This window comes from Cohnella lubricantis (assembly GCF_014212015.1).
Lineage (GTDB): Bacteria > Bacillota > Bacilli > Paenibacillales > Paenibacillaceae > Cohnella > Cohnella lubricantis.
The window spans coordinates 23,115-50,022 of the sequence record NZ_JACJVN010000062.1 but is presented as its reverse complement, the minus strand read 5'-3'; the positions used below and the strand labels follow the sequence as shown (position 1 = coordinate 50,022).

Genomic DNA, 26,908 nt, shown 5'->3' with positions numbered 1-26,908 from the left:
GGGTAGCCTCCTATCCGATTGTGTTCGTTATTAAATAGAGCCGCTCCGCGGCCCGGCATACGGGCTTGGCGGAACGGCTTCATTAGTTGGAAGATCGGCTGCTAGATCTTCTCCGCGAGCGTCACCTCGTCAATGTACACACTTTGGTTCTGGTAATGAGGGCCTTCCGCGTTGTTGCTGCCAAGCTGGAACACGAGCTTGCCGTTCGGGTCTGATGCGCTGCCCATCGTAAAATCGTACGAATACGTTGCGTATTCAGCCGTAAGAGGGATTGTCGTCGCGGCAAGGTATTGAATGTCGGATTTGCCGGCATTCTCGACAGACACAATGAGATCTTTGCTGTCCGTAGCTTTGGCTGTGAAGCTGAGCGTGTAGGTTATACCCGCATCTAGCTGCAGATGGTCTTGATACACTTGGGTCGAATAGACGAACCAGCCGTCATAGTTCGTGAAGGCGACCTTCAGCTGCCCATCCTCGGAGGAGATCGACGCATCGGAGCCGTCATTGATGTAGAGGGTCCACCCTGCAGTACCGCTGTCGAAGGTCCCGTTCTGGAGCGGGTGACCGGCGGGTTCCGGATCCGGATCGGGAATCGGATCCGGAATCGGTTCGATCTCAACCAGCCGCAGATCATCCAATTGCAGTGTATGCGCGCCTGCGGGCGTCGTCGCCGTCCCATCCACGACGCTGCCTATACAGAAATTGATTTTCAACCCATTCGCATTCGCCTTGAAATCCACCGCGTAATCGTCGGCGGTCTCCGTTAACCGGATATAGGTGACCTGACGCGAAGTGTCGAGCATCTCCAGATAGATTGGACGGCTGGCTGTGGAGCTGCCCTTGAAGCTAAGCCGATAAGAATGGCCCGCTTGAACCGGAATCCCCTCTTGGTAGAACTGGGTCGACCAATACGTGTCGCCCGGGCTTGGAATCGAGAGGACCGCCGCGCCTTCACCCGCCGCCCAAGAACCGCCGGCGTTGGTCCAGAGAGTCCAATCGCTCGTACCGGAGGCGAATGAGCCGTTGCGGAGCAAATTGCCGTCATTAGCGAGTACGTCTTGCCGGACGGTAGCGATTCCGTACCCCGTGGCTTCAACAGCAATCGTATAGCTGCCGTTCAACGGGAATAAATTAGCGTCCAACGTCAGAAGTCCGTCCGCCAGTGTGAACTGACCCGCTTCCAGCGCCTTGCCGTTAAGCTTCACCGTTGTTACGGCATCCAGCCATTCCGGATCGGATGCGAAGGCGATCTCGATCGGCGAACCGGCGAGATTATCGGTCGTATCGGCAAGCAGATGTGGCGGGCGGCTCACAGGCGCGTTCTTCACCTTAAGATCAACGTTGCTTAGATAGACGGAGTGCGGCACGCTTATTCCAGCCGTGCCGTCTTGAACGCCGAAGAAGAACTTGAGCGCTGCCGTATCCGTCTGGCTCATCGTGAACTCATAGCTGTAATGCGCCGTATCCGTCCCGACATCCAACGTCTCATCGACATACCGGGTATAGCTCGCATTCTCCACATCGAAGCCGATCTTGCGAGGCAAGGAGGCCCGCGCATCGAAGTCCAGCGCGTACGTAAGGCCGCCAACCAGCTTCAGGCCGTCCTGATAGAACATGTTGCTCCATGGATTCTGGCCGAGTGCGAAGACGGTGATCTTCGCCTCTTGGCCTTGAAGCTCGGCGGTTACGCTGCCGCCGCTGTCGATGGCCGATTGCCAAGGGCTAAGCCCGCCCTGGAAGCTGCCGTTCGCCAATGGATAATAATCGGTATCCGGCGGATAGTAGACGCTTGTGCGAAGAAGCTTCACGTTGTCGAGCGTGATCGTGCCAACTATACCTCCGAACAGGAAGACGAGCTGCGCTTCGTTGTCGTCCGTATCCGCCATATGGAGCGCAAAGTCCAGATGCGTCGCCGCGTTGCCAAGTTCGAAGGAAGCCGAATCGTACGTAATCGAGCCATCCTGGCTCATAAGCGCGACGGTTGCGTTCCGCGCGGCATTCGCCCCGGCGTCAAAGCTCAGCGAATAATCGCCGTCCTGCAGGAGCTGGATGCCGCGCTGCAGCAGCTTCACGCTCGAGGAATCGCCGCTGCCCGCCTCCTTGATCTCCAAGCTCAGCCTGCGGTCGGCTTCGCTCACATGTGCCGCTGCCTGAGCGCCGCCTCCTTCGACGAGATGCCAATACGTCATTCGGCTCGCATCGCCCTGATCGAACGTGCCGTTATAGACGTGGTTGCCGTCCCCGTTCAACGGCGTCTTCGGACCGTCTTCGTCCATCGGAATGCTGTCGACTTCCTCCAGACGAACGTTGCCGATCCAGACAGTCTTCGAATCGAGGCCCATGTTGAACTCGGTTCGAGCCGCGATATCGGTCTCATCCTTCATCTGGAAATACGTCTCAAAGTGCTGCAGCTCCCCGGTCAGATTGACGGTGACACTAGGAGAGTATGCCGCGAAGCCGCGGCTCTCGCCGCCGGTTACGCGTACGGACATCGTTCGGCTGTCGGTCGATTTGGCGTCGAAGCTCCACTTGTAATAATGTCCCTTCGCCACGGACACGTCGTTCAGCAGTTGAACGGAATACGGCTGCCAGCCGGCGCTCTCGATGCTGATTCTCGCCAATTTGCGGCCTTCCAGATCCTCGATGCCGAAGGACCCGTCGCCGCCTTCACCCTCGAAGAGGCGCCAATAATCGGTTCCGGGAACTTCATCCCAATTCGGAATCGCAGGATCGTCCTGATCGAATGCGCCGTTATAGACATAGTTGCCGTCCGCAAGCGGCTGGCGGGCGCCTGCCGGGAGCGGCTCCTTCTCGAGCTGCGGAGGCACCGGATCGCGGTAGGGGCGTCCGGTCAATTCATAGACGCGGACGTAATCAACGGCCATCGACTGCGGGAAGACGGTCGAATCGATGGGGTTGCCATCGAAGTTGCCGCCGATCGCGACGTTCATGAGCAGGAAGAACGGTTGATCGAACGGCGCCGGATACGTATTATTGGCCGGTTGATTCAAGCTTTTGCTATACCAGTCGTTCTTGGTGGAATAGAGGACGCCGTCGACATACCAGCGAAGCTCGCCTGGCTCCCACTCTAGACTATAAGTGTGGTAATCCTCTACGGTACTGCCGTTAGGCAGCGGGTACGACTCGCCGGAGTACATGTTGTTCGGCCATTGCTGGCCGTAATGAATCGTGCCGGAGACAGTGGCAGGTTCGCTCCCCTTGTTCTCCATAATGTCGATCTCGCCTGATGCGGCCCACGTGCCGTACGCATCGTCTTGCGGCAGCATCCAGATGGCCGGCCAGTAGCCTTTGCCGGTCGGCAGCATGGCGCGGATCTCGAACTTACCGTACTTCTGGCTGAACAGATCCTTCGTCTTGATCCGCGTCGATGTATAGCCGAAGCCTTCGTAGCTCTCCTTGCGCGCGGTGATCACGAGATTTCCGTTCTCTTCCTTGACGTTCTCCGGCCGATCGGTGTAGTACTCCAGCTCGTTGTTGCCCCAGCCGCCGGAGCCGTTGCCGATGTCGTACGTCCACTTGGACGGGTCGATCGTCGTATCATTGAACTCGTCGCTCCAGACGAGCGTCCACGGATCTTCGCCGGGGTTGCCGCCGCCGCTACCGCCGGACCCAGAGCCATTGGAGCCGCTTCCTTCGCCGGCCGGAGGCGTGACAGGCACCGCATTGCCGTTCCACTTCAAGGAGGCGGATAGGTTCTGCACTTGGTTGATCGTACCAGGCCCGTCAATGGTCGAGGCTCCCGCGTTCTCGGCCGCGATCAATCGCCCGATGACGGCGCCTTCCTCGAGCGTAACGCGGGTCGGCTTGGTCAACGTTAACATCTCGACTGTCCCTTTAATGACCAATTCCGTTATCTCGCCGTCGCCCTCTCCGCTGGAGACGCTGCCGAAGGAGCCGGACAACGTTGCTGGATGCCCGACCGGGAGCACAACGTCCGGGCGGGAGGAGCCGCCGCCGTTCTGTTCAACCGTCGCACCAGACTGCAGGACGAAGCGGTTCACGCTCGTGTCGCCTTCCATGGCGAAGCGGACAAGGTCATTGTCCTTGTTGATGACGACGGAATCGAAGCTCGAATCGGCCGCCGTTATGCTATGCTCGCCGCCGCCATCGACGTACGCCGCGCCTTTGACCGTGACGCGGTTCAGATGCGCGTCGCCGTCGCCGATTCCGGCAGCCAGATACAGCTGCCCGCCAATCGTCGTATCGCTTAGCGTTGCATCCGCGCGGTTGACGACGACGTTGCCGTCTACCGCGCGAGGAAGCTCGGCTTCGCCGCCTTGTACGAGACCGGTGATGAGCCGGTCCAGCACGGCTGCCAGCTCTGCTCGCGTAATCGCGGCGTTCGGATGGAAATTGCCGTCCGGATAGCCATTCAGATAAGAGCCGGCGGCAAGATCGGAGATGGCTGCCTTCGCTTGGTCGGGTAAGCTCGCGATATCACCGAAGCCGGCGTCCTTTGCCTCGGGCAGGCGGAACAAGTCGTCAAGCGCTGCCGCGGTCTCCGCGCGGGTGAAGGGCCGGTCCGGATAAATACGGCCCGCGTCGTCCGGCATCAAATAGCCCGCTTGGGCGGCAGCCGCCAGCGCATCTCCCTTCCACGTACCTGCAGCGGCGTCGGCGAGCGGTTCGGCCGGAGAGCTGCCGAAGCCGAAGATCCGATTGATCAACGCGGCGAACTCCGAGCGCGTGATCGGCTGATTGGGCCGCATGGAGCCGTCGGGATAGCCGTTCAGAATGCCCGCCTCTTGCCAGCGCGAGAGAGCAGAGGCGGCCCAATGCGCGCTGGAGACGTCCTTGAACGGCGCTATGCCGGCGGTATTGCTTGCCGACTCGGCCGATGCGGCTGCGGGCGACAGCAGCCCGAATGCCAGCGTGAGGGCGGTGGCGGCGCGCCCGAGCGCAAACCTTATTTTTAATCGTGACATGCAGATAACTCCCTTCGATAATGGAATCAATGGCCGATTAACCGTACCGGTACCGGTGCCGAATAGCGGCGGCGGCAGCCCTCCTTTCTTGCCGCTAATTGTTAGCGCTTACATTATTGGCGTAGTCTGTACCGCTCGATGTCCTCGCGCGGCTGAATCTGGATGATCGAACAATAGGGCATCTCATTGAAAATAGTATAGAGGCAGCTTCTGATCGGCAATGCCGCATTGTTCGGGTAAGGTGCCGATATTTCGGTTGCGGCGGATTTCCCCTATCCGCTTGACTTGCGTCTTCCCGTCGTCCTATAATAATCCTTAACTGTATCCAGCCAAGATTTGATGACGGGAACAAGTACTCCGGCTCCAGTTCTTCAGAGAGGAAAGCCAATCGGCTGCAAGCTTTCCGCCCATGACCGGACGAATGACATCCCCGAGAACCGCTTGCGAACGGCTCCGCCCATGGACGGACGCTTCAGTAGCATGATGGCGCAGCCGGGCGTTAACCGGATGAGATGCGATTGCCGAGCGGCCATTTGATATAGCCGGCGGCATTCGAACGACGGGTGGCACCGCGGGAGCGAATCGTGAAGCTCTCGTCCCTGACATGCATGGGCATGTCATGGGACGGGAGCTTTTTTGATTGTTGCAAGTATAGAAAGGGTGAACGGAGAATGAAATTCCAGAAACCGCCGGGCACGCAGGACGTGCTTCCCGGCCAATCCGAGACTTGGCAGTTCGTGGAGCGAACCGCGCGCGACTTGTGCCGGCGCTTCCACTATCGCGAGATCCGCACGCCGATGTTCGAGACGACCGATCTGTTCAAGCGCGGCGTCGGCGAGACGACGGATATCGTGGAGAAGGAGATGTACACGTTCGAAGACCGCGGCGGCCGCAGCATGACGCTCCGTCCGGAAGGAACGGCAGGCGTCGTCCGTGCTTACGTGGAGAACAAGCTGTACGGAGAGCCGGATATCGCGAAGCTGTACTATATCGGTCCGATGTACCGCTACGAGCGGGCGCAGGCCGGCCGATACCGGCAGTTCCACCAATTCGGCGTCGAGGCGATCGGGTCGAGCGATCCCGCGCTGGACGCGGAAGTAATCGCCCTCGGCTATAGCTTCTACAAGGACGTGGGCCTCAGCGGCGTGACGGTCGAGATCAACTCGGTCGGCACACCCGAAGTGCGCGCGGCGTTCCGCTCGAGGCTGCTCGACTTCCTGACGCCGATGAAGGACAGCCTGTGCAAGGACTGCCAGTCCCGCATGGAGCGCAATCCGCTTCGCGTGCTGGACTGCAAGATCGACCAAGCGAAATTCGAAGGCGCCCCTTCGATTCTGGACAGCTTGGACGAAGAGTGCGAAGCGCACTTCGTCCGAGTGCGGGAGAGCCTGGACGCGATGAACATTCCTTACGCGATCAATCCCCGTCTCGTGCGCGGTCTCGATTACTACACGCACACCGCATTCGAGTACAAGGCCCAAGGCATCGGCTCCATCGATACTGTCGGCGGCGGCGGGCGTTATAACGGGCTGGTCGCCGACGTTGGGGGCGAGGACCGTCCAGGCGTCGGACTCGGTATCGGACTGGAGCGGACGATGCTGCTGCTGGAGAGCCAGAACGTCCAGCCGGTGTCCGGTTCGCCTGTTGACGTCTTCTTCATCGCGATGGGCGAACGCGCCGAACGCGAGGCGACGGGCATCGTGCATCGCTTGCGCGAAGCCGGCATTGCGGTCGAACGCGATTACCAAGGCCGCAAGCCGAAGGCGCTGTTCAAGGCGGCGGACCGCGCAGGGGCGAAGGTGACGCTCATTCTCGGCGACGACGAGCTGGACCGCGGCGAGATCGCCGTCAAGGATATGGCCGCGCAGGAGCAGAAGCAAGTGCCGCTCGGCGAGTTGGCCGCAGCCATTCAAGCGATCGTTAGCAACTAAATTGATATAGGGAAAAGGGGAGTATCCACCATGATGCTTAAAAATCACGATTGCGGTACGTTAACCAAACAGAATGTGGGCGAGACGGTTGTCTTGAACGGCTGGGTGCAAGGCTGGCGCGACTTCGGCGGCCTTCTCTTCATTGACCTGCGCGACCGGACAGGCATCGTCCAGATCGTCTTCAACCCGGAGATCTCCAAGCAGGCGCTAGACATCGGCAGCCGGGCGCGCAACGAGTATGTGCTTGCCATCCAAGGCAAAGTCGTCGAGCGCGATCCCGAGACGTTCAACCCGAACATTCCGACCGGCGCCATCGAAGTTCGCGTCACGGACGTCGAGATCGTGAACAGCGCCAAGACGCCGCCATTCCCGATCGAGGACGGCGTCGAAGTGGATGAGACGATTCGTTTGAAATACCGTTACCTCGATCTGCGCCGCCCGGAGATGCAGAAGACGCTTCTGCTTCGTTCGAAGACGACCAAGGTGTTCCGCGACTTCCTCGACGAGAACGGATTTATCGACGTCGAGACGCCGATTCTGACCAAGAGCACGCCGGAGGGCGCTCGCGACTATCTGGTGCCGAGCCGCGTGCATCCGGGCGAATTCTTCGCCCTCCCGCAATCGCCGCAGCTGTTCAAGCAGCTGCTCATGATCGGCGGCCTGGAGCGCTATTATCAAGTGGCTCGCTGCTTCCGCGACGAGGATCTGCGCGCGGACCGTCAGCCGGAATTCACGCAGGTGGACATCGAGACGTCGTTCCTGTCCCAAGAGCAATTGCTCACCATGATGGAGAATCTGATGGCCCGTCTGTTCCGCGAGACGATCGGCGTGGAGATTCCAACACCGTTCCAGCGTCTGACGTATCATGACGCTATTCACAAATACGGCTCCGACAAGCCGGACCTTCGCTTCGGTCTCGAGATCGAAGACGTCACCGACATTGTCCGTAACAGCGACGTTAAGGTGTTCGCTTCGATCGCCGCTTCCGGCGGCGTGATCAAGGCGCTGAACGCCAAGGGCTGCGCAAGCTGGAGCCGCAAGGAGCTCGACGACCTGGCGCCGTTCGCCGCGCGTTACGGCGGCAAGGGCATCGCCTGGATCACGGTGAAGGAAGGCGAATGGCGCGGCCCGATCGTCAAGTTCTTCAAGCCGGAGGAGATCGAGGCGCTGACGAAGCAGCTGAACGTCGAGGAAGGCGACCTGCTCATGTTCTCCGCCGACAAGCTGAAGACAGCTGCCGACGTCATGGGCAACCTGCGCCTGAAGGTTGGACGCGAGCTCGGCCTGATCGACAACAGCCAGTACAAATTCCTATGGGTCGTCGACTTCCCGCTGCTCGGCTGGGACGAGAACGAGAAGCGCTGGGTAGCCGAGCACCATCCGTTCACCCGTCCGCGCGACGAGGACCTGCCGCTGTTCGATACCGATCCGGGTGCGATCCGCGCGCAAGCGTACGATATCGTGCTGAACGGCTATGAAGTCGGCGGCGGCTCGATGCGGATCTATCGCCGCGACGTGCAGGAGAAGATGTTCGCCGCTCTTGGCTTCACGCCGGAAGAAGCGAAGGAGAAGTTCGGCTTCTTCCTCGACGCCTTCGAATACGGCACGCCTCCGCACGGCGGCATCGCGTTCGGTCTGGATCGTCTCGTCATGCTGCTGACCGGACGCACGAACCTGCGGGAGACGATCGCGTTCCCGAAGACGGCGAGCGCGACCGATCTGCTCACCGACGCTCCGTCGGATGTCGCCGATCGCCAGCTCGAGGATCTGCATATTCGACTGTCGGCTAAGGCGATCGCCGCCAAGGCGAAGACGCCGGAAGAAGCGCCTGCCGGCCAAGCCTAAGCTCGGAGAGCGAGAGGATCGGACGCCGTGTCTACGGCTAGACTCTAGGCGCGGCGGTTGTCTTATCCTGTTAGAAGGAGTGGAACTGACTTTATGCTGCACCAGTTTTCGCGAACGGAGCTGTCGATTGGCCCGGAAGGGCTGGAGATTCTGAAGAACAGTACCGTCGCCGTGCTCGGCATCGGCGGCGTCGGCTCGATCGCAGCCGAGGCGCTGGCCCGTTCCGGTGTCGGCCGGCTGATTCTCATCGACAAGGACGTCGTCGATATTACGAATATTAACCGCCAGATTCATGCGCTGACGACGACCGTCGGCCAGCCGAAGGCCGATCTGATGCGCGACCGGATCAAGCTCATTAATCCGGAATGCGACGTGATCGCACTGCGGATGTTCTATACGGAGGAGACGCACGAGGAGCTGTTCAAGTATCCGCTCGATTACGTGATCGACGCGTCCGATACGGTCTCGTACAAGATCCATCTGATCAAGCAATGCCTGAATCGGAAGATCCCGATCATCTCGAGCATGGGCGCGGCCAACAAGCTGGACCCGGCGCGCTTCGAGGTAGCGGACATCTCCAAGACGAGCGTCGATCCGATCGCGCGCGTCATTCGGCAGAAGCTGCGCAAGGAAGGCATCAAGAAGGGCGTCAAGGTTGTCTTCTCGAAGGAAGAGCCGATCAAGCCGCGCGAGGATATCACGCAGCAGATTGTGCCGGAGAGTGCGCCGAAGGAGATCCGCAAGGCGCAGCAGCCGCCCGCGAGCAATGCGTTCGTGCCGCCGGTGGCGGGGCTGATCATGGTCGGCGTCGTGTTCCGGGAGCTGCTCGAGATGGGCATGAAGGAACGCTCCGGGAAGAAGGAATAGGGTGACGAGGGGACAGTCTGCCTCGCGTCAGAAGGAGTTAAGCCGGATGCAAGTCATCCGAGCTTGGCTCCTTTTTTTTGATTAATTGAGCCTTATCTGTCCTAGAGCCGTCTAGACGAATGCCGTTGCCGCCAGAGGAGGGCGTTCATACCTTATACTGGAACATTAGCCCTGCCCGAGAAAGGCGGAGACATCATGCCATTGGCGGTGCGCGAGCTGCATATAGGGGTTGAACAGTTGCTGGAGATGGAGCGGAACTTGTGGAACGAACGCTACGTCCGCGCCTTGATGAATGCGAACGGCCAATTCGTTCCGGTATCAGTCCGGTACCGCGGCGGCCATACACGAGAATATCCGAAGCGTTCGTATGAAGTGGTGCGGCAGGGGCAGACGTTCCATTACAACGCGGAGTTCGACGATCCATCCCTGATTCGCAACGCGTTGTCCTTTCGCTTCCTTGAACAACTTGGCGTTCCGAGTCCCCGAACTAAGCACGTTCGATTAGTATTGAACGGGGAGCCGCTAGGCGTTTATTTGGAGATAGAAGGCGTCGACCGCCGATTTTTCCGCCGTAGAGGAATCGGCTTTACTTCGCTTTTCTACGCGGTGAACAATAATGCCGACTTCGGCTTAAGGAATCCGGAGACGAACCGGCTGAAGCCTTCGTTATTGGCCGGTTACGAGCACAAGGCAGGCGGCGAAGAAGAGAGAGCGAGGCTAGCTTCCTTTATCAGAGGGATTAACAGTCCAGACGGCGGCTCTAAAGGAATGGCATTCTATCGGGCGAGGCTCGATGTAGACAATTATTTGCGCTGGCTCGCCGGCGCTGTTCTGACAGGCAATTATGACGGGTTCGAGCAGAACTACGCCTTGTATAGGCATCGCAAGTCAGGCAAGTTCCGCATTATCCCGTGGGATTATGAAGGGACGTGGGGACGCAATTGTTACGGGCAGAGCGTGTCCAGCAGACTGGTGGAGGTAACGGGCTATAATGTTCTGACCGCCAAGCTGCTTGAACATAAGGCGCTTCGGCGCCGCTATGGCGATATTCTAGCCTCTGCGCTCAAGGGTCCGTTCACGGAGCATAGGATTATGCCCGATGCCAAAGCGATGATGGCAAGCGTAGCCCCCTATATTCGGCTTGATCGGACAAGGAAATGGTCGTACGAAGAGTTCTTGAACGAAGCATCAGTCATTCGGCAGTATATTCGGGAGCGCAGAGCCATTGTCTCATCCGATCTCCGGAAGATGATCCCGTCTAATTAACGGCAATGGGGGCAAGAACGCTTGTTCCTGCCTATTCTTCCGAATCGCCGAGCATTCTGCTATGATGGAAGAATAGAAAGGCGGGACTTGCATGGATTTATTTAGCTTCCGGGCGGAATCGGAACCGCGTTCCAGGCTGCTCGCCGACCGTATGCGGCCGGAGACGCTGGACGAGTATATCGGACAGGAGCATATCATCGGGCCGGGCAAGCTGCTGCGCCGCGCCATTGAAGGCGACGCAGTGACGTCTATTCTGCTGTTCGGCCCTCCGGGATCGGGCAAGACGACGCTCGCCCATATTATATCGAAGCGAACGGAAGGGGATTTCGTTCGGCTGAATGCGGTTGACGCATCGGTGAAGGATGTTCGCGAAGTGATCGAACAAGCAGAGAGCAACAAGAATATGTACGGACGCAAAACCATCCTGTTCCTAGACGAGGTTCATCGATTCAACAGCGCGAGACAGGATGCGCTTCTGCCGGCGGTCGAGAAGGGGATTATCATCTTCATCGGCGCGACGACGGAGAACCCGTACCACTCGGTGAACGGGGCTCTGCTGTCGCGCTCCACGCTGTTCCGGCTGCAGGCGCTGACGAAGGAGCATTCGCTGCTCGCAATGCGACGGGCGATCGCCGATCCGGTCAAGGGACTCGGCTTCATGAAGCTGAACGCCGACGAAGAAGCGCTGGAGCATATAGCGTCGATGGCGAACGGCGATATCCGCCGCGCGCTCACGGCATTGGAGCTCGCGGCCGTCACGACGCCATCGGAGCCGGATGGCTCCGTCCATCTGACGTTGGAGATCGCGGAGGAATCCATTCGCCAGCCGACCGTCCAAGCGGACGAGTCCACCCAGTACGACGTGCTATCCGCATTCCACAAGAGCGTGCGAGGCTCCAGCGACGCCGCGCTGTTCTGGTTCCTGTATGCGGTGGAGAAGCTGGGCATGGATCCGATGGTGTTCCTGCGCAGGCTGACGGTCGCCTGCAGCGAGGACATCGGCATGGCGAACCCGCAGGCGATGGTACAAGCCGTCAGCGCGATGGAGGCCTACCATCGGATCGGCTGGCCGGAGGCGAAGTATATCGTTGCACAGGCGATTCTGTTCGCCGTGGAGAGCCCGAAGTCGAACGCGGTCGCCGTGACGATCGGCAAGATCATGGACTCGTTCGACTCGCTGAGGTCGGCTGAGGTGCCGCTGCATTTAAGAGACGGCCACTACAGCGGCGCTAAGAAGCTCGGCCATGTCGGTTATCTGTATCCCCACGATTATCCGGGGCATTACGTGGATCAGCAATACTTGCCCGACGCGATCGCGGGCCGCGTATTCTACGAGGCGTCCGATCAGGGCATGGAGGATAAGGTGCGCCACAATCAAGAGCTGCGGCGAAGGCAGGGCGCGCAGCGGAAGCCAAGAACATAATCAAGTTCGATGCGAAGAGCGGGGCCTCGAGGGGCTCCGCTTTTTTGACAGATAGACCAACCCTGAAGATCGCAATCCTCCTTCTCGGCTGTTCAGGGCGAATATCGGCCGATTCCGGAAGGAAAATCGGCACGGGAATCCAGTTCGCATGGATGGACGCAGGCGCGGCGACCGTTTACGGGGTGAATCGGCGTTTGACGCTGAGCCGTGTCTTCGACTAAGCTAGAATAAAGTATAGACGTGAATGAATTTCCAGATTTTTATCTTTTTCAACATAAGGGAGGTGCACCTATCCCTCTAATCGGAGGATAGGGAACATTTGGATAGTGACCCGTTTCCGCTAGCGGTAGACTTGGTCTTGATCTTTTTATTGGTTTTCCTGAATGGATTCTTCGTATCTGTAGAATTTGCTATGGTGAAGGTGCGGGGCACCCGCATCGACGCGCTCGTGCAGGAAGGCAACAAGCGGGCGAAGCTCGCTTCGCGTCTAACAAGCCACTTGGACGCTTATCTGTCCGCATGCCAACTGGGTATAACGCTGGCATCGCTAGGACTTGGCTGGATCGGCGAACCGACGATCGCGAGCGTGCTCGGACCCCTCTTTCATGATCTTGGCTTCGCGGAGAGCTGGATTCACCCGTTGTCGTTCATTGTCGGCTTCTCGGCCATTACGGTCCTGCATATCGTACTCGGCGAGCTGGCTCCGAAGACGCTGGCGATTCGCCAAGCCGAGCCGGTTACGTTGTGGGCGGCCGCTCCGCTCGTCTTCTTCCGCAAGGTTATGAGTCCCTTCATCTGGCTCCTGAACGGAACGGCGAACGGTATTCTGAGAATGGCCGGCATTCAGCCCGCGGACGCCATCGCGTCGGCTCATACCGAGGAAGAGATCCGAATTCTGATGAAGGAAAGCCACAAGAGCGGCTTAATCGATAATACCGAACTGACGCTGGTCGATAACATCTTCGACTTCGCCGAGACGAACGCGCACGAGATTATGATTCCGCGGACCGAGATGGTCGTTCTGTACGCCAACCAGCCGTTCGAGAGGAACAGGACGATCGTGCTGACCGAGATGCATACCCGATACCCGGTGTGCGACGGCGACAAGGACAATATCATTGGATTCGTTCATATTCGAGATTTGCTTCAAGCTTCGGATGATGCCGCTCCGGATCTGCGCAAGCTGATTCGTCCGCTTCTATCTGTGCCGGAGAGCATGGCGATCAGCTCGCTCCTTAAGCTGATGCAGAAGAACAAATCGCAGATCGCGATTCTGATCGACGAATACGGCGGCACTTCGGGCTTGGTGACGCTTGAAGACATCATGGAAGAGATCGTCGGCGAGATTCAGGACGAATTTGACGAAGAGCGGCCGGAGCTGGAGAAGAAGGACGATCTGTCCTACTCCATCAGCGGGATGATGCTGATCGAAGAGGTGAACAGCTACTTCGGTCTCGACATTCCGACGGACGATTACGATACGATCGGCGGCTGGATGTATTCGCAGATCGAGATTCCGCCGAAGAAGCACCAGGCGGTCGATGTCGAAGAAGGGTTCCGCTTCGAGATCGAAGAGACCGATAATCTGCGCATCTCGCGGATTAAAGTGATACTGAACGAAGCGACCGAATGGGAGCCGCCGCAAGCGGAGACCGGCTGAAGGAATTTATTGCCTAAATCTAAATATAAGAAACGCTGGTAAACAAAGAAGCAGGCCGTATGGCCTGCTTCTTTGTGTTGCGCATTGGCATTCGTCTGTTCGCCGTTAACCTGCGGGCCTTCTGAAGTGAACGAGCAGGAATCCTGCAGCGGCGGTCAGCGCGAACCCCGAACCGAGCCTGAAGATCAGGCTAAGACCATAGACATCGGACAGCCAACCGCCCAGCGTGCCGGCAATAAGTCCGGCCAGCCCCGTCCACACCATGCCGAACAAAGCTTGGCCGGATGAGCGGAATTCATCGGGTACGACGGATTGCAGATAACGCAACGCCGTAATGTAATAAATCCCGAACGTCACACAGTGCATCATCTGCAGGAAGACGAAGGCGATCGGCTCGTGCGTGACGCTCAGCAGATAGAGTCTTACCATGTACATGATGCTCGCGAACGCGAGCAGCGGCAATTCGCGGAACTTGTGCCCGAACTTGGCGAGCAGGAAGAACATCGGAATCTCGCTGACGGAGGAAGCAAGCGAAGCCGCTCCGATCATGGAGCTGCTGGCGCCCGATTCGCGCATGGCGATCGTCAGGAAGCCCTCGTTCATCCGGTGGGCGACGGACACGAGCGCCACCAGGCAGAAGAAGAAGAACGTCTCCCGGCGCTTCAGAATCAGCCATAAGTTGCCGAAGCTGAACTTGGAGAGAGAAGCTTGGAAGTTCTGAAGCAGGAGCGACAGAACAAGCGAGCAGAGGACGGTTCCGAGACCGAACCACATTGTCCATTCCGATCCGATGGCCTTCAAGATGAAGCCGAAGGCGATCGCACTGACCGCGTAGCCGAGCGATCCGAACATCCGGATCGAAGGGAAGGACCGGTTCATTCGGTTGGCAGCCAGCAGCGTCAAGCTGTCCATCATCGAATTGACCGGCGTCTGGAAGAAGTAGAAGACGCCCATGAGCACGGCGACGACGGTGAATTCCTTCTGCGGCAGCAGGATCGCAAGCGCGATGATCTGCCCCAGGAAGATTAAGTTCAGTACACGCCGGAGCGCTTTGGACTTATCGGCTGCGATGCCTGCCAGCAGGTTCGAGAAGATCGAGAGCAGCGGGCCGATCGAGTAGATGGTCCCGATCTGGAGCTTCGTGAATCCCAAATCGTCGAAATATAAGGGGAAGAAAGTGACGACGAGCACCATCGTTGCATAGTTCATAAAATGCAGGCTTCTTAGCACCGCGAGTTGACCGGATTTGACCGAAGTTCCGTTCATGCTGTCCATCCTCTCATCCTCAAGGCTTACCCGAGTATTATAGCAGGTATGGCGGCGTCGGGGAGCAGTTTTCAACACTTTATCACTGGATTTAGCTAGGGTGAAATGATAAATTAGAGGATGACGTATGGAACATAGGTTTGGCATGGGAGAATGAGATTGTTGGCCCATAATTTGGAGAAAGAGCCCTTGAAGGACGCATGAGTCTTGCATGGCAGCTGGAGGTACCGTATTGAGCAGCAATGTATTGCTGGCAGGCCGATCGCCGAGAGGGCCTGTCGCCTTGATGACCCGAGTATACCGGCATATTCTGCCTGCGGTTCGGCATGAGCTGAACGGCTGGCGGAAGCTGGCGGAGGCGATTCCCGATCCCGAACTCCGGAAGCAAGCGATCGACAGCATGACGGCGAAGGAATTCCATTGCCAGGGAGGAGCGGTCTATGCGGCGGCCAATCTGGAGCGCAAGGACGTACTTATTCCGCTCATCGTTGCGCTTCAGACGATCAGCGACTATTTGGACAACCTGTGCGACCGCAGCACTTCGCTGGATTCGGAAGATTTCAGGCTGCTGCACCGCAGCATGCTGGACGCCGTTACGCCGGGAGAGCCGCTCTCCAATTATTATGAGCTGCGAAGCGAACAGAACGACGGCGGTTACTTGCATGCCTTAGTTAGGCGCTGTCAGTCCTGCGCGGAGAAGCTGCCGTCATATGGCCTTGTTCAGGCCGAAGTTCGCCATCTGGTGTCGCTATATGTGGACCTTCAGGTCTACAAGCACATCGACAAGAGTCTTCGCGAGCCGATGCTGCTGGAATGGTGGGGTCCGTATTCAGCCCAGTATCCCGAGCTGAAGTGGAATGAATTCGCCGCGGCGACGGGATCAACGCTCGGTATGTTCATGCTGTTTCTGGCAGCGAGCGATGAGAAGCTGGATCCTGCGAACGGGCCGTTCATCCGGCAGGCGTACTTTCCTTCGATCAACGGTCTGCACATCCTGCTTGATTACTTAATCGACCAGGAAGAGGACCGGATCGGCGGCGATCTGAACTTCTGCAGCTATTACGCCGACCAACGCGAGCTGGACGGACGTCTGCTGCGCATGGTGCAAGCCGCGAGGCAATCGGCGGACCGTCTTCCTTTCTCCCGGTTCCACCGGATGATCGTCGAAGGGCTGATCGCGTTGTACCTGTCCGACCCGAAGGTGCGCGGCCAACAGAACGTGCGCCGAACCGCAAGGCTGCTTATGAAGGGCAGCCCTTGGACCCGCGTCTTTTTCTGGATTAACAGCCATTGGATCCGCAAGGCGATGTAACGACAACTCGAGACAGTTGAAGGGAGTAGCAGTCTATGAGCGCAGTGAACAAGATTGCCGTATTGACCAGCGGAGGAGATTCTCAGGGGATGAACGCCGCTGTTCGCGCCGTCGTGCGCAGCGCGTTGTACCGGGGAATTGAAGTTTATGGGGTTCAACGAGGATATCAGGGCCTTCTGAACGAAGACCTGCGCCAGATGGATCTGCGCAGCGTCGGCGATATTATCCAGCGCGGAGGCACGGTGCTGCAGACAGCCCGCTGCAAGGAGTTCCTGACGCCGGAAGGCCAGCAGCGCGGCGCTGAGGTGCTTCGCAATAAGGGCATCGACGGGCTGGTTGTTATCGGAGGCGACGGATCTTACCAAGGAGCCAACAAGCTGAGCAAGCTTGGCATCAAGACGATGGGGCTTCCGGGCACGATCGACAATGATATCCCGTTCACCGACTTCACCATCGGCTTCGATACGGCAGTCAGCATCGTCGTGGACGCGATCAACAAGCTGCGCGATACGATGACTTCTCACGAGCGTTCTTCGATTGTCGAGGTCATGGGCCGGCATTGCGGCGACATCGCCTTGTACGCGGGATTGGCTAGCGGCGCTGAATCGATATTGGTGCCGGAAGTGCCGTTCGACATACGGGAGATCTCTGGGCGTATGAAGGAGAACTTCCAGAACGGCAAGCGCCACAGTATTATTATCGTGGCGGAAGGAGCCGGCAAAGGCGACGATATCGCCCGCCAGGTGCATGAGTACAGCGGCATCGAGCCTCGCACGACGGTTCTTGGGCACATTCAGCGCGGCGGAACGCCGACGCACAACGACCGGATTCTCGCGAGCCGTCTCGGCGACTTCGCCGTGGAGAAGCTGATTGAAGGCGATTCGGCTAAAGCCTGCGGTATCGTCAAAGGCGAGCTCGTCACGACGGACATCGAACAAGTGGTCACCACGAAGAAGCCCTTCGATATGAACTTATACAATTTGGCGATTCGTTTGGCGCAATAACCGCGACCGCCCGCGAATAACAGAAGTGCCGGCCGCCCGAACGGGGCGACCGGCACTCTTTTGCATGTGAGAATCAACGCGACACTTCTTGGGAGAGTCATCAATATTTCGCGCCAGCTGAGTATTTGTTGCTTGCGTTCCAGAGCAGGAACTCCGTCACTCCTGAATCGTTCAGCGCTTTAATCTGAGCAGAGACCTCGGCTGCCCCGTATTTCATATAATGGCCTTTACCGAGCCAGCTTGCCGTGAAATCTTGAATCCAAGGGCGAACGATCGGCTGCTGGCCGCCGAGCTCTGACAGCTTCTCGTGCGTATCCTCCATCGCGCCTTTGATCGTCTCGTATGGGGCGAGGTCGGGGTCCTTCTGCTTAAACCATCCGGTGCTGTAATGGCTTGGGTAGATCATCGGGCTGATGACGTTGACCGAATCGGAGATCTTGACGAAGTCCTGGCCGATGCCTTCTGCCGCCGGAACTGAAGCCGCATAGCCGAAAATATCGACCGAGACGCGGACGCCGAGCGGCTCGAGCTGCTCGCGGGCATATTTGACGAAGTCGGCGACGATATCAACCCGCGTCTCGTCGTTCTTGGAAAATTGCAGCGAATCGGCCTTCTTCTCGAAGCCTTCAGGGAAGCGGACATAGTCGAACTGGATCTCCTTGAATCCGTGTTTGGCTGCTTCCTTCGCGATCTCGACGTTGTAATCCCACACTTCCTTGCGGTAAGGATTGACGAAGGCGTCGCCGTTGCCGTTCTTCCAGATCGATCCGTCCTTCTGGACGTAAGACAGCTCGGGGTGCTTCTTCGCCAGCACGGTGTCCTTGAAGACGACAATGCGTGCGATTGGATAAACTTCATGCTCTTGCAGCGTGCTCATCAGCTTGTCAATGTCCTTGATGAACGGTTGAGGGGTTCCCATCTTCTGCAGGTTCGGATTATCGGTCTTGTACGTGATATAACCGCTGTCGTCCTTAATGTCGATGACCATGGCATTCAGCTCGGTCTTATCGACCAGATCGAGAAGCGTTGACATTCTCGAACCGCCTGCGCTGTATGCTGTTACGTATATGCCTTTGACTTCAGGAGCATCCGGCTGCGGATCGGACTTGCCGGATGCTCCTTCCGAGGCTGAGCCTTCGGCCGGAAGCTCGGCTGTCTGTCCGGGGCTGGCCCCGCTCTCAATCGCATGAACGATCTGCTGGAAGGCGGAGACTTTGGCGTCGGCGGTTTGATTCTCCGTTCCGCTTCCGGACATGGAAGTGTGAAGCAACAGGAATAAAGTAAGCAGGACGTTCATCGGACGACTCTCCCCATAAGCTATTTGTCCCGATTATAAACGAGTTTCTTATGGGGAGACAGGGGTATTTTGTAGGAATTTGCGGAACAATGGAGAACATTGCAGGGGGACTAATAGCGTATAAGCCCGATATTTAGCGGTTGCGCCGGCCTCGGAATTCGCCAATCACGTCAACCGTCTCGACGACATTGACGAACGCTTTCGGATCGAGCTCTCGTATCAGCCTGCGAAGCTCAGCCAGCTCGTACCTTGTGGTGACGGTCATTAACATGTCCTTCTCTGTACGGGTGAAAGCTCCTCTCGTCTTGACAATCGTCACGCCGCGAGGGATTTGAAGCAGTCGGGAGGCAAGCTCATCCGTCTCATTCGTCACGATGAAGGCGGTCACCTTGCGGTGCGGCGTATGAACGGCGTCGATCACTCTTCCCGTCACGAAGATCGACAGCATAGAATAGAGAGCGGCATCCCAATCTTGGTTGTAGAAGATCAAGGATACGACGACGGCCGCATTCAGGATGAAGATGAGAATGCCTACAGGCAAATCCCGGTAACGTGATATGATGGATGCCACAATGTCGAATCCGCCGGATGAGCCACCGTACCGCAGCATGACAGCTGTTCCCGTGCCGACCAGCACGCCTCCGAATGCGGCTGCAAGGAGCGGTTCGTCCGTCACGCTCGAGACTGGAATCAATTGCATGAACACAGAGGTGCATGCGACGGAGACGAGACTGTAGTAGATAAAGCGCCGGCCAAGTACCTTCAAACCCCAAATAAGAATCGGGATGTTCAGGGCAAAATAAAGCCAGCCGATGTTCCAGTCGGTTATATAGCCGATTACCATGGCTACGCCGGAGACGCCTCCGCTGAGCAGCCCGAGAGGAATGAGAAGTAATTGGAAGCCGCAAGCGATCACCGCGGAGCCTGCCGCCATGACCAGCGTGCCGAGAATAAGGGACAGCCATTTGTTCAAGAGAAAGATCCTCCGTTTCGTGTACAACATAATCCAAACAATAAGAATAGCGTGCCCTGCCCCAGTAACGCAATACCGACGTGCATAGCCAACGAAATGAATCGAAAATAAGCGTTGTGAAGCCCAATTTTGCCATGACTGGAGTTTCCAAAGCTAACTGTGTTATAATGTACTGTATATTTTTTTGGAAGCCGTTCAATAGAAGGCCCAATACAGAAGGAGTTTGAAAAAAATTTGAGCACATTCTCACAATTCGGTTTGGAGGCTGACGTTCTTCAAGCCATTACAGAACTGGGGTATGAGGAACCGACCCCTATTCAAGAACATGCGATCCCCGTCGCTCTAAGCGGTAAAGATATGATCGGGCAGGCTCAGACCGGCACGGGCAAGACGGCTGCGTTCGGCATACCGCTGGTGAGCAAGATCCAGAAGTCTGAAGACCGCATCGTTACCCTGATTATGACGCCGACCCGCGAGCTGGCTATTCAAGTAGCTGAAGAGATCGAGAAGCTCGGCCGCACGAAGGGGCTCCGCTCCTTGCCAATCTACGGCGGACAGGATATCGGACGCCAAATCCGCGGCCTTCGCCGCAAGCCTCAAATCATTATCGGTACCCCTGGTCGTCTCCTTGACCATATCAACCGCAAGACGATTCGCCTGGACGACGTTCAGACGGTCGTGCTCGATGAAGCGGACGAAATGCTCGACATGGGCTTCATGGATGATATCCAATCGATTCTAAGCTTAGTGCCGGAACAGCGCCAGACGCTCCTCTTCTCGGCGACGATGCCGCCGAACATTCAGAAGCTGGCTCAGCAGTTCCTGAAGAGCCCGGAACACATCTCCATGATCCCGAAGACGCAAACGACGAACAAGAACATTCAGCAGTTCTACATCGAAGTTCAAGAGCGATTGAAGTTTGACGGCCTGTGCCGATTGCTGGATATGGAACCGCCGGAGCTTGCCATCATCTTCGGCCGGACGAAGCGCCGCGTAGCGGAACTCTCCGAAGCGCTCATGAAGCGCGGCTATGCAGCTGACGGCTTGCATGGCGACTTGTCGCAGAACCAGCGTGACGCCGTCATGCGGAAATTCCGCGACGGCAGCATCGACGTGCTGGTCGCTACCGACGTCGCAGCCCGCGGCTTGGACATCTCCGGCGTCACGCACGTCATTAACTTCGATTTGCCGCAAGACCCGGAGAGCTACGTTCACCGGATCGGCCGTACGGGCCGGGCAGGCAAGGAAGGCACTTCTTGGACGTTCGTCACGCCTCGCGAGATCGACCACCTGCACTTCATCGAGAAGGTCACTCGCCACCGCATCTCCCGGAAGCCGCTGCCGACGATGGCAGAAGCGATGGAAGGCAAGCAGCGCGTCATCGCCGACCGCATCATCGATGTCGTCTCCGGCGAAGAGAATACGTCCGAATTCAAGCTCGTGGCGGCACAGCTGCTTGAGCAATACGATTCCGTACAGCTGCTCTCCGCAGCGATGAAGCTGCTCACGGGCGACAAGAACGACGTGAACGTCGAGCTGACGCCGGAGGATCCGATCCGCTCCAAGAAGCGGAAGTTCGACGGTCGCGGCGGCAGCGGAGGGGGATATGGCCAGAGACGCGGCGGTTACCAAGGCGGCGGCCAAGGACGCAGCAGCGGCGGCTACAACCGCGGCGGTCAAGGCGGCCATGGCGGAGGCGGCTATCGCAAGCCATACCGCGAAGGCGGCAGCGGCGGAGGCGGCTATCGCAACGATCGCCGCGATGACGGCGGCTACCGCGGCGGCGCGCCGCGCGGCGAACGCCGCGACGACCAGCGCAGCACTCGTTCGCATAACGAAGATTACGTCAACATCTAACACTAATCAGCTGCGTCGTTGAGGAGGAAATCCCATGGAAATGCGGGGCATGATGGGCGGCTTCTACAAGATCTCCGAATGGATCATGCGCTTGGCAGTAACGAATGTTCTCTGGGTTCTGTTGTCCTGTCCGGTATGGCTAGTGGTGTTTATGTACCTTAGCTCCAATACGGCGACGGAGGCGGAGGCGACGGGCTTGCTCGTCTCCTCTTCCATTGTCTTAGCCATCGTGTCCCCCTTCACCCTGTTTCCGGCGACCTCGGCTATGTTCTCGGTCGTCCGGAAGTGGGTCATGGGCGAGACGGATGTCCCTTTGTTCCGAACCTACTTCCGAAACTATAAGCAGAATTACGTTCAAGCTATGCTAGGCGGCATTGTGTATTCCGTCTTGTTCGCCATTCTGGTAGTAGACATGCAGATGTACTCGAAGCATATTAGCGGCTTCGGCGTGCTCGGCATCGTCTTCCTTGCCTTCATCGTTCTGTTAATCGTCTCGCTGTTCCACTTCTTCTCGCTGCTAGCGCACTTCCACATGAAGACGCTGCAGATCATGAAGAATTCGCTCATCTTGACGATCGGCCGGCCGCTTCGTACTCTGTCGACTGCAATTCTAAGCGCTTTCGCCATTTATATCAGCTTCGCAGTGCTTAATATGTTCCTGCTCTTCTTCTTCACGGGCACGGTCATCGCACTGATCGCCTTCTTTAATTTCTACCAGACGATCCAGAAGATGCAGGCCAAGGCGGAAGCGAACGCAGGCGCAGACGAGATTCAGCTTGATGATTCGGCAGCCAGAGATAAAGAAGAGAGCGATCGGAGCGTTTGACCAGGGGTTTACTTTTGCTCCGCGCGTGCTTATAATGTTCTTACTTCCTGCGATGTGCGTTAAGGCGATCCATGTTTTGAACCAATGCTGTTTCCAAGGGAGTCCTACATCATCGGACGGCTGACATGCCCTCGAAAGGGGACGTCAAAACTCGGATTGCGGACACCCACCTGCGAGAGCGGGTTCAGAAACGAGCACGCCGAACGGCATATGCGGGTTTTTCCTTTAATATGGCTTTTATCGCCGGGACAAGCGTGGTATGATAATATATGGCGCATTTGGCACCCGGAGGGAGAGAGTGTATTGCTAAAGCGAATGCTCATCGGACTTTTTCGCAGCCAGGAACATACGGGCGACAAGGCGAAGGATCCGAAGTTGAAATCCCATTATTACCGCTTATCCAAAGATCGGGCATTTGAGGAAGTAGCATCGATCTTGAAGAAGATGCAAGGCTATCGCGTCCTTCATGAAGTGCCGACGATCGGCGAGATTGTCATGGAGAAGCGATCGATGGCCGGCCGGACGATGGACATTACCGTTCAAATCGTCGGGACGGGACCGGGATCTTCGGCAGTCGATATTTATTCGGCTTCTCGGGGTTCGCTCGGGGATCTGGGAGCTAACTACCGGGTCATTCAGGACATTTATTCGGTACTGGATAAGAAGCTCTCATCTTATAAAGTTTAATTGAAGAAGAACATAAGAAAGCGAGGAAGGCACTTGGCCTTGCCTCGCTTTTGTTGCATTAGGGCGCGAAATGCCGAATCTCGATTCAGTTACAGCAGCGCTTTGGCGGCATTGACTGCCGCTTCGTAATTCGGATGCTCAGTCATCTCGGGAAGCACTTCGATATACGCGATCTTGTCGTTCTTATCGATCACGAAGATCGAGCGCATGTCGAGTTGAAACTCTTTGATCAGGACGCCGTATGCTTTACCAAAGGTATTGTCTTTGTAGTCGGAGAGCATGACGACGCGGTCAACGCCGGCAGCTCCGCACCAGCGGGCTTGCGCGAACGGCAGATCCGCGCTGACGGTCAAGACGACGACATCGTCGCCAAGCTTGGACGCTTCTTCGTTGAAGCGGCGCGTCTGGGCGTCGCAGACGCCGGTGTCGATGGACGGCACCACGCTGATCAGCTTGACTTTGCCTGCATAGTCTTGCAAGGATGCGGTCTCGACCAGGCTCTTCGCCAGTTGGAAGTCCGGCGCTTGATCGCCGATCTTCAGCTCCGGTCCGATCAGGGTGAGGGGATTGCCTTTAAATGCAGCAACATTTGTGCGTTCTTGGCTCATAAGGGATAACCTCCTTTAAGGAATGGGCTTGCCGAATTTATTATAATCCGCTGGAATAGCCATGTCCAATATTCGGAAATTCGAGGCGTGACGCTGAGGCGTGACGCTCTTCAGTGGAAAGGGGAATCCGGCGATGCTGTTCGTCCGATACGAGAGCTGGCGCCAGTATATAAGGCTGTACCCGGTCAATTCGTCGATCATGATCCTATGCGTCATCATGTTCGCAGCGGAACTGATCGGGGGCGGCTTCACCTTCGATAATCTGATGCGGCTTGGAGCAATCAACAACTTGGAGGGCTCCGCTGGCGCATGGCGATATGTTGCTGCGCTGTTCCTGCACGGCAGCTGGCCGCATTTGATTTTTAACCTGTTCGGCCTATTCGTGTTCGCGGCTCCGCTAGAGAGGATCTTCGGTCATCTGCGGTATGGCTTGTTCTATCTCGTCTCGGGCATCTTAGGCAACCTGATCGCCGTCTGGATGGCGAATGGACCGTGGTACGCTGTCGGCGCTTCTACAGCTATATACGGCATATATGGCGCTTATTTGTTCATCTGCCTACTTGAGCGGGAGCGGCTTGACCAGGGCTCGCGCACGACCGTCTACGGTATTCTGGCGACGGGGCTCATCTACTCCTTTATCTTCCCGAACATCGGCTACTGGGCGCATATTGGCGGCCTGGCGGCAGGGTTCGTACTATATGGGATCTTCAGGCGGCGATAAGTTGGAAGGAGTCGGGATGAGTTGGAACTTCGACAATTGCAATATTTCGTTCATGTAGCGAGAATGCAGCACGTCACCAAGGCGGCGGAGGAGCTGCATGTGGCGCAATCGGCAGTCAGCCGGCAAATCCATCGGCTGGAGGAAGAGCTCGGCGTGCGCTTGTTCATGCAGCGGGGGCGTAATGTGCAACTAACGCCGGTCGGCCAATTGTTCCTGCGGCGAGCGGAGAGCATTCTGGACAATCTGGATCAGGCCGTGAACGAGATTCATGAGTTTCTCGATCCGGAGCACGGAGAGATTCGTCTCGGATTCCCGCATAGCTTAGGCATTCACCTGATCCCTCAAGTCATCGCTGAGTTTCGAGCGAAGCATCCGAACGTTAAATTCCGCTTTAAGCAAGGGATGTTCGCCTCGCTCATCCGGGATGTGCTCGATGCAGAGGTAGATCTCGCATTCATCTCGCCGCTGCCGGACAAGAACGATCGCGTATGCGGCGAGATTGTGCTGACGGAGAATCTGTTCGCCATTCTTCCGATGAATCATCCGCTCGCGCGGGAAGAAGAGATCGATCTGCAACAGCTGAAGGACGAGACTTTCGTGTTGTTCAGCAATGGGTATTCCTTGCGACCGATCGTCTGGGACGCGTGCAAGGCGGCAGGATTCATCCCGAAGATCGGCTTTGAAGGCGAAGAGACCGATGCCATTCGCGGGTTGGTGGCGGCTGGAATGGGCGTCAGCCTGTTGCCGGAGATGGCGCTTAGTCATACGAGCTCCTTCATGCCGGCGGTCGTCCGGTTGAAGGAGCCAGGCGTCTCCCGGACGATCGCGCTCATCCGCCGGAAGGGCGAGAAGCTGTCAACCGTTGCCGGACTGTTCCACGACTTTCTGATCCACTACTTCCAGGAGGAGTATCGTTCGCGATAGAATCGGCCTGAACCTTTGATGGTTCGGGCTTTTTCTTATGAAATCATATAAGCACGTATCGTGATTATCTACATGAACAAAATGTATAACGAAGGCTTAGTCAGCCCGGACCTCGCGATTGTACGCCTCATTGCTTAAGCAGTACATGTCTCAGTGGCCGTTTCGATTTGCGTGCATTTGCTCGTCCTCTTCAGCTCATTTTTGGACAAAGAAGATGCTCCCCTACAGCAAACAGGTTTTTCTTTCACCTGTTGACCGAATGGGGAGCATATGGATTCCCTGCATTGTATTTACAATTTGCGAATGAGCCTTCTTATTCTTCGCGGCTGCTGCTGGTGAAGATCATCACATATTTAACCAGTTCGAGCAGCGAGATTAGTGCGGCAGCGACGTAAGTCAAGGCGGCCGCGTTCAGAACTTTGCCTACGCCTTTGCCTTCCTGCTGGGTGATGAAGCCTTCCATAACCATGATCTTGCGCGCGCGATTGCTGGCGTTGAATTCTACCGGCAGCGTGACGAGCTGGAACGCGACGACAGCGGCGAAGAACACGATGCCTAGGCCGATCAGACCGGCGAACTGGAACAGGAAGCCGGCGATGAGCAGGAACGGCGCGATGCCGGACGCGATGTTGACGACCGGGAACATCCGGTGTCTCAGCACGAGCATCGGATAGTTCTGCTTGTGCTGAATGGCATGGCCGACTTCGTGACAGGCAACCGAGATGGCCGAGATCGAATTCTCATAATAGACCGGCTCGGACAGCCTGACGACCCGATGGATCGGATCGTAGTGGTCGGACAGCTTGCCGGGTACGGGCTCGATCGGAATGTCGTGCAAGCCGTTGTGGTCAAGCATGCGTCTAGCGGCCTCGTAGCCGGTCATGCCGCTGGCGGCCGGAACCTCCGAGAACTTGTTGAATGTCCCGTTCACTCGGAATTGCGCCCATAACGACAACAGGAATGCGGGTATGATTAGAAGATCGACCGGGTGAAACCACCACATAGATTTTGTCCCTCCGTATCGGATTTGTTCGCTGGCTACATCAGGTTGCTCTTGTTAAGCAGAAGGAGCAGAGCTTCGACGCAGGCCGCCGTCTGCGGCGTCAGCGCCCGGAATAGGCGCTTCGCTTGCTGCGGCTTAAGCTGATCGAGCGCAGGCTCCAATTCCTTCACTTCGCGTTCGAGCAGCGTAAGATGATCGTGCAGGTCAGCCAGCTTGCGGGTGACCTGTTCATCCGGCGTTACCCGATTGATTGCCGCGAATTTCTCCCTAATCTCTTCAAGCGTAAATTTTTGAGCTTTCAATTGTTCAATACGGCGGATCCGTTCCAAGGTTTCATCATTATACAGGCGATAATTGCCTTCTGAACGCTTGACCGGAGAGAGGAGGCCTAAACCGGTGTAGTAATCGATCGTGCGGGGGCTGATGCCGGAGAGCCGGGCCAACTCGCCGATTCGATACAGCTTGCGCGGGGATTCCATCGATCCTTGACGC

At 57.2% G+C, this 26,908-nt stretch carries 20 protein-coding genes and 1 other RNA gene; 14 read left to right on the top strand and 7 right to left on the bottom strand.

Annotated elements, in window-relative coordinates; all coding sequences use genetic code 11:
* Nucleotides 1-101 precede the first annotated feature (101 nt).
* Nucleotides 102-4,946, bottom strand: coding sequence for a carbohydrate binding domain-containing protein (locus H4Q31_RS16375; RefSeq protein ID WP_185180132.1), 4,845 nt, complete (start codon nt 4,944-4,946; stop codon nt 102-104).
* 671 nt (nt 4,947-5,617) lie between these two features.
* Here H4Q31_RS16375 and hisS point away from each other — a divergent pair.
* The 6 genes from hisS to H4Q31_RS16345 all read left to right on the top strand — a co-directional run bounded on the left by hisS (nt 5,618) and on the right by H4Q31_RS16345 (nt 13,938).
* Nucleotides 5,618-6,877 (top strand): histidine--tRNA ligase, encoded by a 1,260-nt coding sequence (gene hisS, locus H4Q31_RS16370; RefSeq protein WP_185180131.1) that lies wholly within the window; start codon nt 5,618-5,620, stop codon nt 6,875-6,877.
* Nucleotides 6,878-6,907: 30 nt separating this feature from the next.
* Complete coding sequence (gene aspS, locus H4Q31_RS16365; protein ID WP_185180130.1) at nt 6,908-8,722, top strand: aspartate--tRNA ligase; 1,815 nt, start codon at nt 6,908-6,910, stop codon at nt 8,720-8,722.
* A gap of 93 nt (nt 8,723-8,815) precedes the next feature.
* Nucleotides 8,816-9,589 (top strand): tRNA threonylcarbamoyladenosine dehydratase, encoded by a 774-nt coding sequence (locus tag H4Q31_RS16360; protein ID WP_185180129.1) that lies wholly within the window; start codon nt 8,816-8,818, stop codon nt 9,587-9,589.
* Between the two features lie 195 nt (nt 9,590-9,784).
* The gene (locus H4Q31_RS16355; RefSeq protein ID WP_185180128.1) at nt 9,785-10,855 is read left to right on the top strand and encodes a CotH kinase family protein; all 1,071 of its coding nucleotides are present in this window, start codon (nt 9,785-9,787) and stop codon (nt 10,853-10,855) included.
* A 91-nt stretch (nt 10,856-10,946) separates the two neighbouring features.
* The gene (locus H4Q31_RS16350; RefSeq protein WP_185180127.1) at nt 10,947-12,278 is read left to right on the top strand and encodes a replication-associated recombination protein A; all 1,332 of its coding nucleotides are present in this window, start codon (nt 10,947-10,949) and stop codon (nt 12,276-12,278) included.
* 319 nt (nt 12,279-12,597) lie between these two features.
* Entirely contained in the window at nt 12,598-13,938 is a 1,341-nt protein-coding gene (locus H4Q31_RS16345; RefSeq protein WP_185180126.1) for a hemolysin family protein, read from the top strand.
* A gap of 105 nt (nt 13,939-14,043) precedes the next feature.
* Here the strand turns inward: H4Q31_RS16345 and H4Q31_RS16340 are convergent, their stop codons facing one another.
* Complete coding sequence (locus H4Q31_RS16340; RefSeq protein ID WP_185180125.1) at nt 14,044-15,204, bottom strand: MFS transporter; 1,161 nt, start codon at nt 15,202-15,204, stop codon at nt 14,044-14,046.
* 211 nt (nt 15,205-15,415) lie between these two features.
* Here H4Q31_RS16340 and H4Q31_RS16335 point away from each other — a divergent pair, with 211 nt between their 5' ends.
* Both H4Q31_RS16335 and pfkA read left to right on the top strand, forming a co-directional pair.
* Nucleotides 15,416-16,516, top strand: coding sequence for a tetraprenyl-beta-curcumene synthase family protein (locus tag H4Q31_RS16335; protein ID WP_376698262.1), 1,101 nt, complete (start codon nt 15,416-15,418; stop codon nt 16,514-16,516).
* 35 nt (nt 16,517-16,551) lie between these two features.
* Nucleotides 16,552-17,520 carry a 6-phosphofructokinase gene (pfkA, locus tag H4Q31_RS16330; protein ID WP_185180124.1) on the top strand — a complete coding sequence of 323 codons (969 nt, stop codon included), beginning with the start codon at nt 16,552-16,554 and terminating at the stop codon, nt 17,518-17,520.
* Between the two features lie 100 nt (nt 17,521-17,620).
* On the opposite strand, the gene H4Q31_RS16325 is transcribed toward pfkA, so the two are convergent.
* On the bottom strand, nt 17,621-18,817 hold the full coding sequence (locus tag H4Q31_RS16325) for a putative glycoside hydrolase (RefSeq protein WP_185180123.1): 1,197 nt from the start codon (nt 18,815-18,817) through the stop codon (nt 17,621-17,623).
* Between the two features lie 133 nt (nt 18,818-18,950).
* Nucleotides 18,951-19,751: a YitT family protein gene (locus H4Q31_RS16320; protein ID WP_245347317.1), complete on the bottom strand. Its 801-nt coding sequence runs from the start codon at nt 19,749-19,751 to the stop codon at nt 18,951-18,953.
* Between the two features lie 273 nt (nt 19,752-20,024).
* Here H4Q31_RS16320 and cshA point away from each other — a divergent pair, with 273 nt between their 5' ends.
* From cshA to H4Q31_RS16300, 4 genes are all read left to right on the top strand, one after another.
* Nucleotides 20,025-21,647 carry a degradosome RNA helicase CshA gene (gene cshA, locus H4Q31_RS16315; protein ID WP_185180121.1) on the top strand — a complete coding sequence of 541 codons (1,623 nt, stop codon included), beginning with the start codon at nt 20,025-20,027 and terminating at the stop codon, nt 21,645-21,647.
* A gap of 34 nt (nt 21,648-21,681) precedes the next feature.
* A complete protein-coding gene (locus H4Q31_RS16310) occupies nt 21,682-22,473 on the top strand; it encodes a YesL family protein (protein ID WP_185180120.1) in 792 nt (263 codons plus the stop codon).
* Nucleotides 22,474-22,514: 41 nt separating this feature from the next.
* A non-coding RNA gene (ssrS, locus tag H4Q31_RS16305) (6S RNA) lies at nt 22,515-22,696 on the top strand.
* A gap of 80 nt (nt 22,697-22,776) precedes the next feature.
* Nucleotides 22,777-23,160 (top strand): DUF1499 domain-containing protein, encoded by a 384-nt coding sequence (locus H4Q31_RS16300; RefSeq protein WP_185180119.1) that lies wholly within the window; start codon nt 22,777-22,779, stop codon nt 23,158-23,160.
* Between the two features lie 89 nt (nt 23,161-23,249).
* Here H4Q31_RS16300 and tpx read toward each other — a convergent pair whose 3' ends face one another.
* Nucleotides 23,250-23,768 (bottom strand): thiol peroxidase, encoded by a 519-nt coding sequence (gene tpx / locus H4Q31_RS16295; protein ID WP_185180118.1) that lies wholly within the window; start codon nt 23,766-23,768, stop codon nt 23,250-23,252.
* Nucleotides 23,769-23,901: 133 nt separating this feature from the next.
* On the opposite strand from tpx, the gene H4Q31_RS16290 reads away from it, so the two are divergent.
* Both H4Q31_RS16290 and gltC read left to right on the top strand, forming a co-directional pair.
* Nucleotides 23,902-24,489, top strand: a complete 588-nt coding sequence (locus H4Q31_RS16290) for a rhomboid family intramembrane serine protease (protein WP_185180117.1) — start codon at nt 23,902-23,904, stop codon at nt 24,487-24,489.
* A 21-nt stretch (nt 24,490-24,510) separates the two neighbouring features.
* Entirely contained in the window at nt 24,511-25,413 is a 903-nt protein-coding gene (gene gltC / locus H4Q31_RS16285) for a glutamate biosynthesis transcriptional regulator GltC (RefSeq protein WP_185180116.1), read from the top strand.
* A gap of 313 nt (nt 25,414-25,726) precedes the next feature.
* On the opposite strand, the gene H4Q31_RS16280 is transcribed toward gltC, so the two are convergent.
* Together H4Q31_RS16280 and H4Q31_RS16275 are read right to left on the bottom strand one after the other, a co-directional pair.
* A complete protein-coding gene (locus H4Q31_RS16280; protein ID WP_185180115.1) occupies nt 25,727-26,416 on the bottom strand; it encodes a zinc metallopeptidase in 690 nt (229 codons plus the stop codon).
* A gap of 35 nt (nt 26,417-26,451) precedes the next feature.
* Entirely contained in the window at nt 26,452-26,895 is a 444-nt protein-coding gene (locus H4Q31_RS16275) for a MerR family transcriptional regulator (protein WP_185180135.1), read from the bottom strand.
* Between the last annotated feature and the right edge of the window lie 13 nt (nt 26,896-26,908).

What these genes read in the sequence shown, in the direction of transcription:
- H4Q31_RS16375 (WP_185180132.1), bottom strand. Translation starts at nt 4,946, where the DNA reads ATGTCACGATTAAAAATAAGGTTTGCGCTCGGGCGCGCCGCCACCGCC.
- hisS (WP_185180131.1), top strand. Translation starts at nt 5,618, where the DNA reads ATGAAATTCCAGAAACCGCCGGGCACGCAGGACGTGCTTCCCGGCCAA.
- aspS (WP_185180130.1), top strand. Translation starts at nt 6,908, where the DNA reads ATGATGCTTAAAAATCACGATTGCGGTACGTTAACCAAACAGAATGTG.
- H4Q31_RS16360 (WP_185180129.1), top strand. Translation starts at nt 8,816, where the DNA reads ATGCTGCACCAGTTTTCGCGAACGGAGCTGTCGATTGGCCCGGAAGGG.
- H4Q31_RS16355 (WP_185180128.1), top strand. Translation starts at nt 9,785, where the DNA reads ATGCCATTGGCGGTGCGCGAGCTGCATATAGGGGTTGAACAGTTGCTG.
- H4Q31_RS16350 (WP_185180127.1), top strand. Translation starts at nt 10,947, where the DNA reads ATGGATTTATTTAGCTTCCGGGCGGAATCGGAACCGCGTTCCAGGCTG.
- H4Q31_RS16340 (WP_185180125.1), bottom strand. Translation starts at nt 15,204, where the DNA reads ATGAACGGAACTTCGGTCAAATCCGGTCAACTCGCGGTGCTAAGAAGC.
- H4Q31_RS16335 (WP_376698262.1), top strand. Translation starts at nt 15,416, where the DNA reads ATGGCAGCTGGAGGTACCGTATTGAGCAGCAATGTATTGCTGGCAGGC.
- pfkA (WP_185180124.1), top strand. Translation starts at nt 16,552, where the DNA reads ATGAGCGCAGTGAACAAGATTGCCGTATTGACCAGCGGAGGAGATTCT.
- H4Q31_RS16325 (WP_185180123.1), bottom strand. Translation starts at nt 18,817, where the DNA reads ATGAACGTCCTGCTTACTTTATTCCTGTTGCTTCACACTTCCATGTCC.
- H4Q31_RS16320 (WP_245347317.1), bottom strand. Translation starts at nt 19,751, where the DNA reads ATGGCGGCAGGCTCCGCGGTGATCGCTTGCGGCTTCCAATTACTTCTC.
- H4Q31_RS16310 (WP_185180120.1), top strand. Translation starts at nt 21,682, where the DNA reads ATGGAAATGCGGGGCATGATGGGCGGCTTCTACAAGATCTCCGAATGG.
- tpx (WP_185180118.1), bottom strand. Translation starts at nt 23,768, where the DNA reads ATGAGCCAAGAACGCACAAATGTTGCTGCATTTAAAGGCAATCCCCTC.
- H4Q31_RS16290 (WP_185180117.1), top strand. Translation starts at nt 23,902, where the DNA reads ATGCTGTTCGTCCGATACGAGAGCTGGCGCCAGTATATAAGGCTGTAC.
- H4Q31_RS16280 (WP_185180115.1), bottom strand. Translation starts at nt 26,416, where the DNA reads ATGTGGTGGTTTCACCCGGTCGATCTTCTAATCATACCCGCATTCCTG.
- H4Q31_RS16275 (WP_185180135.1), bottom strand. Translation starts at nt 26,895, where the DNA reads ATGGAATCCCCGCGCAAGCTGTATCGAATCGGCGAGTTGGCCCGGCTC.